The sequence below is a fragment of the Caulobacter sp. GW822-FHT07D08 genome, assembly GCF_058798735.1.
The window spans coordinates 55,692-64,593 of the sequence record NZ_JBXAKU010000025.1 but is presented as its reverse complement, the minus strand read 5'-3'; the positions used below and the strand labels follow the sequence as shown (position 1 = coordinate 64,593).

The window sequence follows — 8,902 nt, the reverse complement described above, 5'->3', positions numbered from 1 at the left end:
TTCAAACCTCCCGTCTCAGAAGGTTTGAATCAGCCCCGCCACTTTTTGGGAATCCCGTTTATGGGTCTGTGGCCTAGGGCGTAGTGAGGATCAGGCGCTTCAGCGCGACAGCGTGGCCGATGGCGGCGTGCCAGACCTGCCGCGCCCAGGCGCCGACCATCGCGGCGATCGCCCAGGATCCCGCCTTCGCCAGACTGGTGATCCTCAAGCTCGACTATGACAAGCAGACGGCCGAGAAGCGCCATCTCAACGTGCGCCCGCGGAGTACTTTGATCGCCTTCAAGGCTTGAAGGCGACCGGCCGCAGTGTCGGCGTCACCGATCCGGCCGAAATCCGCGAGTTGGCGGCCAGCGCCCTGCGCTAGCCGCGCCAAGACGCCTTTGACCTTCCGTTCCCGCGGCTCGCCTCCTAGGACGCCTCGCAGGCGAAGCTGTCCGCCCTTTCCTGCGCTCCGCCCTTGTAGCGCGCGATCTTGGGATAGGTGCAGAGCGGGCGCTGGAAGAGGATCTTGCGGTCTTCGCCGCTGGGCGCGTCGAACCGGGTGGCGATCAAGGTCTCGGGCGCGCGCCCACGCTCGACCCATTCTTCCAGGGCGATGGCCATGTCGTGGGCGGCGTCGCTGACCGGCGGCTCGGAATTGCGGGTCGCGGTTGAAAAGTGCGTCGCGCCCGGACCACCCGCGCAGTGGGCCATGCCGGGCGCCATGAACAGCCGCACGAACTCTTGGGTGTCGGCCTGCCGGGCCGCCTCGTCCTTGGCCGGCGAGGTCGCCTTCACCGCCTCATAATAGTTGATCGCCTCCTCGGCCGCGCCGACCGGGTCCTGCCAGCCCATGAACATGATCATCTTGCCGCCGCGCCGCTTGAAGGCGTGGAGGTCGGGGTTCACGGCGTTGAAGGTCGCGCCGACCCTGGCGTCGATGGCGTCGATGTCGGAGCCCCAGTTGAAGGTCTTCCAGTCCCAGTTGGGATCGTCGAAGACCCAGTAGCGGAAGAAGTCCAGACGGAGGGGTTCGGGCTTCTTGGGGTTGCCCCAATAGGCGCTCCAGCCCGGCGCGGAGCTGTCCTCGCCGCCCACCACACCCTCGGTTCCGGGCAGGTATCCGGGATAGATCGCCTTGCCGGTGCGCGCGTCGGTCGGGCCCGCGTAGAATTTGCGGACCACGTCGACTTGCTCGGCGGTCAGGCACGTCGGCGCATCAGGACCGGCGCACTGGAGCGAGGCGGGATTGAACCGGCAAGCGCGAGGGTCGTTGACGACCCCGTCGACCACTCCGTCCAGCCCGTCGCAGGTTTTGACGACGGCGGCGGTGATCATCGCCAGCTTGGTGTGCGGCAAGATCGGTGTCGCATCGTCTCCAGGCCGATGGTTGATCTTGAAGTTCCACAGGAAGGCCAGGTTGAGGTTGGAGCGGTTGTTGCCCGGCGCCCCGGCGATGATCCCGTCGAAATCGTCCGGATAGCGCTGGGCCTCGCTCAGGCCCTGATAACCGCCCGTCGAGCAGCCGCTGAAATAGCTGCGGGCGGCCGGGGCGCCATAATAGGCCGCCGTCACCGCCTTGGCCGCGACCACCGACTCGTGGACGGCGCGATGCGAAAAGTCGACGATCGACTCCGGCTTGCCGATGACGAAGGTCAGCTCGCTGCCGATGTGGCCGGTATTGGTGGCTACCGCCACGTCCCCCCGCTGGATCCGGGCGATGATCGCTGGATAGGGCAGGTTCGAGACATAGGCGCCGTTGCCCACCATGTGCAGGCGTCGGGTCCAACGTTCGCGGGCCGGCAGCCAGATCTCGAATTCAATCTCCGAGCCCAGGACGGGCGTCGACACACCGCGCACGCGACAAAAGTCGGGCAGGCCCTTGTAGGTGCGGCCGGCGCGGCCCACCGCATTGTCTTCGACGAACGTGCCGCCGCTGACCGCCTTGGCCAGAGTGATCCGCGCATGAGGCAGCACCAGACCACTCATGGCGGCGCAATCCTCGGCGGCCGCGGGCGTGGCGAGCAGGACGGCGCCGACCACGGCTGACACAGCCCCAATAACGGTCGCAAGGCGTTTAATAGGCATCGTCCATCCCTCTCCATGCGCCGGACGATAATAGTCTTATCGAATTCAATAATACAAATCATGAGGACCACGCCTTGGTCAAGCTCACGGCCGATCAACGAAGACGGCGTGGCGCGCGGAACGCGCTAGCGTCGCGCCTGAGCCTGAGCCTGGGCCTGGGCCTGGGCCTGAAGAAAATCCAGCGTGCGCCTGAGAGCCTCGAGGCTGGCGGCGCGGGTCGAGGCAAGATCGGGTCCGATCCAACCGTGGCCGACGCCCGGCAGGATCGCCGTCTCCACCGGCACGCCCGCCGCGCGGAGCCTGTCGGCGAAGACCAGGGTCTGGTCGGGACTGACCTGGTCGTCGTCGGCGCCGTGCAGCAGCAGCATCGGCGGGTCGCTTCTGTCGAGATAGGTCGCAGGATTGGCCGCGGCCGCGGCCGCGGAGCAGTCGGCCCCGGCGCATCCGAGAACCTGCTCGACCTTGAGAGCGCCTGGCCGGCTCATGTCGAACGGGCCAAACCAGGCCACCGCGCCCTGGACGCAGTCGGAAACCGGCAGGGGCTTGGCGACCCTGGCCTGTGAGCCTGGCAGACGCCCGGTCGAGGCGGGCGGATCGAAGGCCGGCGCCCCGCAGGTCGCCGCCGCCAGGGCCGCCAATTGGGCGCCGGCGGAGCCCCCCACCAGATAGACCCGAGCCGGGTCGAGGCCATAATCGGCGGCATGAACGCGCAGGAAACGCACCGCGCCCTTGATATCCCGCACCTGGTCGGCGATCCGCGCCTCGCCGCTGAGGCGGTAGTTGACCGAAGCCACCACGAAGCCGCGCGCGGCCACCGACGCCAGCACCGCCGGGAAGTCGGCGAAGCCGCCCGATGTGCGGGAGTCGCCCCTGTTCCAGCCGCCGCCATGGACCCAGACGATCAGCGGCGCGCCGCCCTTGATCGGGCGCGGCGTATAGAGGTCGAGCAGCAACGGCCGAAAACCGGTCAGGTTGGCGAATTCGACGTAGCCTCGCGCGACGACGCCGTCGGGGTAGTGGGCCTGAAGCTTGGGAAAGACATCGTCGCGAACCGTCGCGGCGATGATTTTCGGTTCGGAAACCCCAGGCTCCGCAGGCTCTGCCGCAGCCATCGAGGCCAGAGCGATCGCGATGCAGGCGGTCCAGTCGACGCTGCGCATCATCTCCTCCGAGCTTGCCTACAGGCCTTTGACGCATCCAGGGAACGGTTGCCTCTCGACCGCCAACGGCGCCTTCGAAAAAGGCGCCGTTCCGGGCGTGACGGATGTAAACTGGATTTCTGGTTTACAAAATACAATACGTAATTATCGTCGTCAAAAGTACAAACGGTGCATCTGATGTCGGGGAAGCCGGCGCGGGTGGTCTCAATTCGTCAAGAGGGGGTAACAAGATGACTTGCCATACGCTTACACGCCGAGCCTGGTTGGGGACGACCGCCCTGGCGGCGACGCTGGCCTTGCCGGTTCTGGCCAACGCCCAGTCAACGCAGACGCCGGGCGAAGTGTCCGCCCTCGAGGAGATCGTGGTCACCGCCGACACCACCGGCACCAAGGCCGTCCAGGTCGGCAGCTTCCGCGGCGCCAAGCAGCTGGACACCCCCCTGACCATCAGCGTCATTCCGCGCGAAATGCTCGACGTGCAGCAGTCGCGCAGCATTCAGGACGCGCTGCGCAACACGCCTGGGGTCACCGCTTCCCAGACCTCGCCGACGGTCTACAGCAACCTGGCCATCCGCGGCATTCCCGTGGAGAACCGCGGCAACTACCGTCTCGATGGCACGCTGCCGATCATCAACCTCATCGACCTGCCGCTCGAGGACAAGGAACGCGTCGAAGCCCTGAAGGGCGCCTCGGCGCTGTACTACGGCTTCACCAGTCCTTCGGGCATCATCAACCTGACCATGAAGCGGGCCACCCCCGATCCGCTACTGAACATGTCGGTGTTCGGCAATTCGCACGGCGCGCTCGGCGGCCATGTCGATGTCGGCGGCACGCGCGGCATCCTCGGCTATCGGATCAACGCCGTCTACGATCGGCCCGACTCCGGCATCGACAACACCGACGGCAAGCGCAACCTCTTGTCGGGCGCCTTTGACCTGAAGCCGACCGACACCCTGACTCTGCAGTTCGACGGCGAGCGCATCTTCAAGGACGTCAACGAGCCGGGCATCTACCGCTTCCTGAAGGTCCCGGCCACCACGGTCGCCAACCCCTATCCGACCATCAAGCTGCCGGATCTGATCGATCCTTCGACCAATTTCGGACCGGACTGGGCGCGCAACAAGACCAAGGAAAGCAACCTGCTGGCCAAGTCGATCTGGCGCTTCCTGCCCAACTGGGAGCTCGTCGCCAGCGCCGGCCTGTCGCGCCTGCAGCGCGAACGTCACTTCAACACGATCGACCCGAACAATCCCAACACCGATCCCTTGACGGGCGCGGTGGGCGAGTTCCCACTGTCGGTCAGCTACCAGCCGATCGCCAAGTACCGCAACGAGAACTACCGCGCCGAGATCACCGGCGCCTTCTCCACCGGCCCGCTGAAGCATGAGATCCTGCTGGGCGCCTCCGACAACATCCGCGAGAACCGCTCATCGGCCAGCAGCGCCCAGGCCTGCCTCTACAACAGCACGACCGGGGCCCTGATCGGCGCGACCCTGGCCTCGACCGCCGGGGCGGGCCAGACCCGCGCCCTGTGCCGGCAGAGCATCACCGACCCGCACGCCATCCCGCGGCTGGGCGAGCCGCTGAACGCGCTCAACAATCCCAGCGGCATCAAGGATGTCGGCTACTACGTCTTCGACCGCATCAAGTACAACGAGTGGCTCCAGGTGCTGGTCGGGGTGCGCAAGTCCGACTACGAGGAAAAGCGCCTCGACACGGGCGTGAAGACCTTCCAGGCCAAGCCGACCTCGCTGTCGGGCGGGGTGGTGATCAAGCCCAAGTCCAATGTCAGCCTATACGCGACCTATATCGAGGGCCTGGAATCTACGCCGGCCGCGCCGCTGACGGCGACCAACTCCAACGAGCAACTGGGCCCGTCGCAGTCGACCCAGTATGAAGGCGGCGTGAAGTGGGAAATCTTCCCCACCCTGCTACTGCAAGCGGCCTATTTCGACATCAAGCGCGACTCCGCCGTCGTCAATGGCGCCAACACCTACGTCAAGGACGGCCGCCAGACCTACAAGGGCCTGGAAGCCAGCCTGACGGGCAAGGTCAGCCGCGACTTCACGGTCTATGCCAGCGCGCTGTTCCTGGACGCCAAGTACACGTCCGGCTCGCCCACGGCCCTGCTGTTCAACGCCAACGGAACGCCGCGCATCGACGCGGCCAGCGGCAGCCAGCTGATCTCGCCGACCATCGTGGGCAAGCGTGTCGAGGGCTCCCCGAAGGTCTCGTGGTCGGTGTCGGGTGAGTATCGGCTCACGGCTCTGGTCGAGGGCCTGGCGATCAACGGCGGCGTCTTCCACACCGGCGACCAGGCCATCAATCCGCTCAATCAGAACTTCATCCCCGCCTACACCCTGTTCGATCTGGGCGCGTCCTATCGCACCGAGATCGCCGGGCGGCCGACAACCTTCCGCGTCTACGGCCAGAACATCGGCGACAAGAAGTACTTCGCCTCCACCGGCGCCCTCTTCGCCGCGCAAGGCGCGCCGTCGACGGTGAAGTTCGCGATCTCGACCGAGTTCTGATCCCTCCCCCAGAACCGTCGACCGGGGGCCGGCCTCATCGCGAGGCCGGCCCATTCTTTTGCGCCAAGGCCTCGGCGTCCGCCCCGCCGGTCTTGGATACTTAAGTTCGAGACGTGGGCATCCCTCGGGGCCGGGCGGGCGTCATCTCGCTTGGCGCATGCGCGCCGGGTCGCGCTTCAGGGAGCGACGCCGTGCTCGGCGTCGATCCGCGTTGTGACCCCGGTGGCGACGATGGTCCGGTCGGCGTCGATCGAGGCGTAGGTCCAGTAGATCCGCATGCGTTCGGTGAGCGAGGCGTTGCGGAAGCGGTGCGGGACGCCGGCCGGGATCCAGGTGGTGTCGGTCTCGTTCACGGCGTATTCGACCCCGTCGATCTCGGCCACAGCCGCGCCCTGCAGCACCATCACCGTCTCCTCGCAACTGTGGAAATGCAGGGCGATGGCCGCGCCGGACTCGAACTCGGTAATGCCGCTCAAGGTCCGCTGCGAGCCGACGCGGGCGTTGACCAGGGGTGTGGTGCGCGCGCCGCCGCCGCGCTCGCGCGGGGTGATGGCGGCCGGACGCAGCACGGCGGGACCGGCTTGATCGGTCATGCGCTCGCCTGTGCGGGCGACGGCGCCTGGGCGGGCCCCACCCAGACGGTCTTGAGGTTGACAAACTCGCGCAGGCCCTGCTCGCCCAGTTCGCGGCCATAGCCGGATCGCTTGATCCCGCCGAACGGCAAGCGCGGGTCGGAAGCGACCACGCCGTTGACGAACACCGCGCCGGCGTCGAGGCGGCGCGCCAGCGCCAAGCCGGCGGCCGCGTCGCCGATCCAGAGCGCCGCCGCCAGACCAAATTCGGTGTCGTTGGCCAGGGCGATCGCCGTCTCGCGGTCCGGCGCGCGGATGATCGCTGCTGCCGGCCCGAAGGTCTCCTCGCGGAACGCGGCCATGTGGGGCAAGACGTGGTCGAGCACGGTCGGCGGATAGTAGAAGCCCTCGCCATCCAGAGGGGCTCCGCCCAGGGCCAGGACGGCCCCGTCCGCCAGGCTGCGGAGGACCTGGTCGTGCAGTTGGTCGCGCAGGTTAGCCCTCGCCATCGGGCCGATCCGGACCTCTGGGTCCAGCGGGTCGCCGACCTTCAGGGCCGAAGCCGCGCGCGTGAAGGCCTCGACGAACCGGTCGGCGACGGCGTCCTCGACGATGAAGCGCTTGGCGTTGACGCAGGACTGGCCGTTGTTGACGAACCGGGCCGTGACGGCCGCCCGGGCGGCCGCCTCGATGTCGGCGTCGGCCAGGACGATGAACGGGTCCGACCCGCCCAGCTCCAGCACCTGCTTCTTCAACGCCCGCCCCGCCCGACCCGCGACGATGGCCCCGACCTCGGTGGAGCCGGTCAGGGTGACCGCGGCGATGCGGGGATCGGCGATCAGGCCGGCGACCGCGCCAGGCTCGATCATCACGACCTGGACGAGTCCGTCGGGGAAACCGGCGCGCGCGAAGAGGTCGGCGATGGCCAGGGCGCAGCCGGGGACGTTGGCCGCGTGCTTGAGGACGATGGCGTTCCCCGCCGCCAGGGCGGGCGCGGCGAAACGGATCACCTGCCAGGACGGATAGTTCCACGGCATCACCGCCAGGACCACGCCAAGCGGCTCATGGACCACGGCGCTATAGGCGGCGCTGGAAGCCACCACCTGGTCGGCCAGCCAGGCCGGCGCGGCGTCGGCGTAGAACGCGCATGTCCAGGCGCATTTTTCGATCTCGCCGGCCGCCTCGGCGAGAGGCTTGCCCATCTCGTCGGTGATCAGCCTGGCCAGGCGCGGCTGGTCGGCGCGCAGCGTCTCGGCCAAGCGACGCAACAACGACACGCGCGCTTCAACGGACAGCCGCCGCCAGCTCGCCTGGGCCGCGACGACGTCGTCGAGCTTGCGCTCCACCTCCGCGGCCGTGTCGCCGTCGTAGCGCGCGAACTCCCGGTTGGTCGCCGGGTCGATGGAGACGAACAGCGGCCGCTCCATCATGCCGCCTCCACGGCGTCGCACACGGCTTTGGCGAAAGCCGCCGTCCCCGAGGTCCCGCCGATGTCACGCGTGCGCGCGGCGGGATCGTCCAGCACCCGCTCGACCGCCGCCTCGATGCGGCGGGCGGCCTCGACCAGCTTGGCGTCGGCGTCGCGGCGGCCGCGCCAATCCAGCAGCATGGCCGCCGACAGGATCAGCGAGGTCGGATTGGCCAGGTCCTGGCCGGCGATGTCGGGGGCCGAACCATGCTGGGCCTGCGCCACGCAGACCGCATCGCCGACATTGATCGAACCGCCCAGCCCCAGGCTCCCGGTCAGTTCCGAGGCCTCGTCCGACAGAATGTCGCCGAACATGTTGGTGGTGACCATCACGTCGAAGCGGTCGGGGCTGCGGATCAGCAGCGCCGCTGCGGCGTCGACGATGACCTCTTCCAGCTCGATGTCCGGATAGTCGGCCGCGACCTTGCGCACCTCGCGCAGGAACAGCCCGTCGGACAGCTTCAGGACATTGGCCTTGTGCACGGCCGTGACCTTTCGACGGCGAGCGCGCGCCAGGTCGAAGGCGGCGCGAGCCACGCGGGCCGAGCCCTTGGCGGTGACCTTGCGCACCGACAACGCCATGTCGGGATCGGGCATGAACTCGCCGGAGCCGGCGAACATGTTGCGGTCGGAATAGAAGCCTTCGGTGTTCTCGCGGACGATCACCAGGTCCATCGGCCGACGCAGCACCGTCAGGTCCGGCCGCGACCGACAGGGGCGGATGTTGGCGTAGAGCTCGAGCCTCACGCGCAGCTCGGCCGACGGGTTGATCCCGCCCTCGGCGCGCGCGGGGTATTCGTAGTGCGAGACCGGGCCCAGGATCACCCCGTCCACCTGGGGTGCGCGGCGCATCACCGCGTCCGGCAAGGTCATGCCGGACGCCTTGAGGCTGGCCAGGCCGATATCGTGGATTTCGAAGGCCAGACCCAGGCCGAGACGGGCGTCGACCCGCTCCAGTACGCTCAAGGTCGCATCGGTGATCTCCGGACCGATGCCATCGCCGGGAAGAACAAGAATGCGCATGCCGGGTCTCCAGGTAGGGCTCGCGAGCTATGGCGGACGATTTGGCATTTTACAACTTCAATATTCCATTTAATGGCATTT

Annotated in this window: 7 protein-coding genes; 2 read left to right on the top strand and 5 right to left on the bottom strand. The window is 67.6% G+C overall.

Going from position 1 to position 8,902, the window contains the following annotated elements; translation table 11 throughout:
• Positions 1 to 119: 119 nt before the first annotated feature.
• Positions 120 to 290: a thioredoxin family protein gene (locus AC1RJ9_RS26305; protein ID WP_492841293.1), complete on the top strand. Its 171-nt coding sequence runs from the start codon at positions 120 to 122 to the stop codon at positions 288 to 290.
• A gap of 118 nt (positions 291 to 408) precedes the next feature.
• Here AC1RJ9_RS26305 and AC1RJ9_RS26300 read toward each other — a convergent pair whose 3' ends face one another.
• On the bottom strand, positions 409 to 2,022 hold the full coding sequence (locus AC1RJ9_RS26300; RefSeq protein ID WP_492841295.1) for a tannase/feruloyl esterase family alpha/beta hydrolase: 1,614 nt from the start codon (positions 2,020 to 2,022) through the stop codon (positions 409 to 411).
• Between the two features lie 170 nt (positions 2,023 to 2,192).
• Complete coding sequence (locus AC1RJ9_RS26295) at positions 2,193 to 3,227, bottom strand: alpha/beta hydrolase fold domain-containing protein (RefSeq protein ID WP_492841297.1); 1,035 nt, start codon at positions 3,225 to 3,227, stop codon at positions 2,193 to 2,195.
• Between the two features lie 263 nt (positions 3,228 to 3,490).
• On the opposite strand from AC1RJ9_RS26295, the gene AC1RJ9_RS26290 reads away from it, so the two are divergent.
• Positions 3,491 to 5,758 carry a TonB-dependent siderophore receptor gene (locus AC1RJ9_RS26290; RefSeq protein WP_492841299.1) on the top strand — a complete coding sequence of 756 codons (2,268 nt, stop codon included), beginning with the start codon at positions 3,491 to 3,493 and terminating at the stop codon, positions 5,756 to 5,758.
• A 176-nt stretch (positions 5,759 to 5,934) separates the two neighbouring features.
• Here AC1RJ9_RS26290 and AC1RJ9_RS26285 read toward each other — a convergent pair whose 3' ends face one another.
• The 3 genes from AC1RJ9_RS26285 to AC1RJ9_RS26275 are packed head-to-tail and all read right to left on the bottom strand — an operon-like array spanning position 5,935 to position 8,821.
• Positions 5,935 to 6,351 (bottom strand): cupin domain-containing protein, encoded by a 417-nt coding sequence (locus tag AC1RJ9_RS26285; protein ID WP_492841301.1) that lies wholly within the window; start codon positions 6,349 to 6,351, stop codon positions 5,935 to 5,937.
• Positions 6,348 to 7,760, bottom strand: coding sequence for an NAD-dependent succinate-semialdehyde dehydrogenase (locus AC1RJ9_RS26280; protein ID WP_492841303.1), 1,413 nt, complete (start codon positions 7,758 to 7,760; stop codon positions 6,348 to 6,350). Before AC1RJ9_RS26280 ends, AC1RJ9_RS26285 begins: the two co-directional genes overlap by 4 nt.
• Entirely contained in the window at positions 7,757 to 8,821 is a 1,065-nt protein-coding gene (locus AC1RJ9_RS26275; RefSeq protein WP_492841305.1) for an isocitrate/isopropylmalate dehydrogenase family protein, read from the bottom strand. Before AC1RJ9_RS26275 ends, AC1RJ9_RS26280 begins: the two co-directional genes overlap by 4 nt.
• Between the last annotated feature and the right edge of the window lie 81 nt (positions 8,822 to 8,902).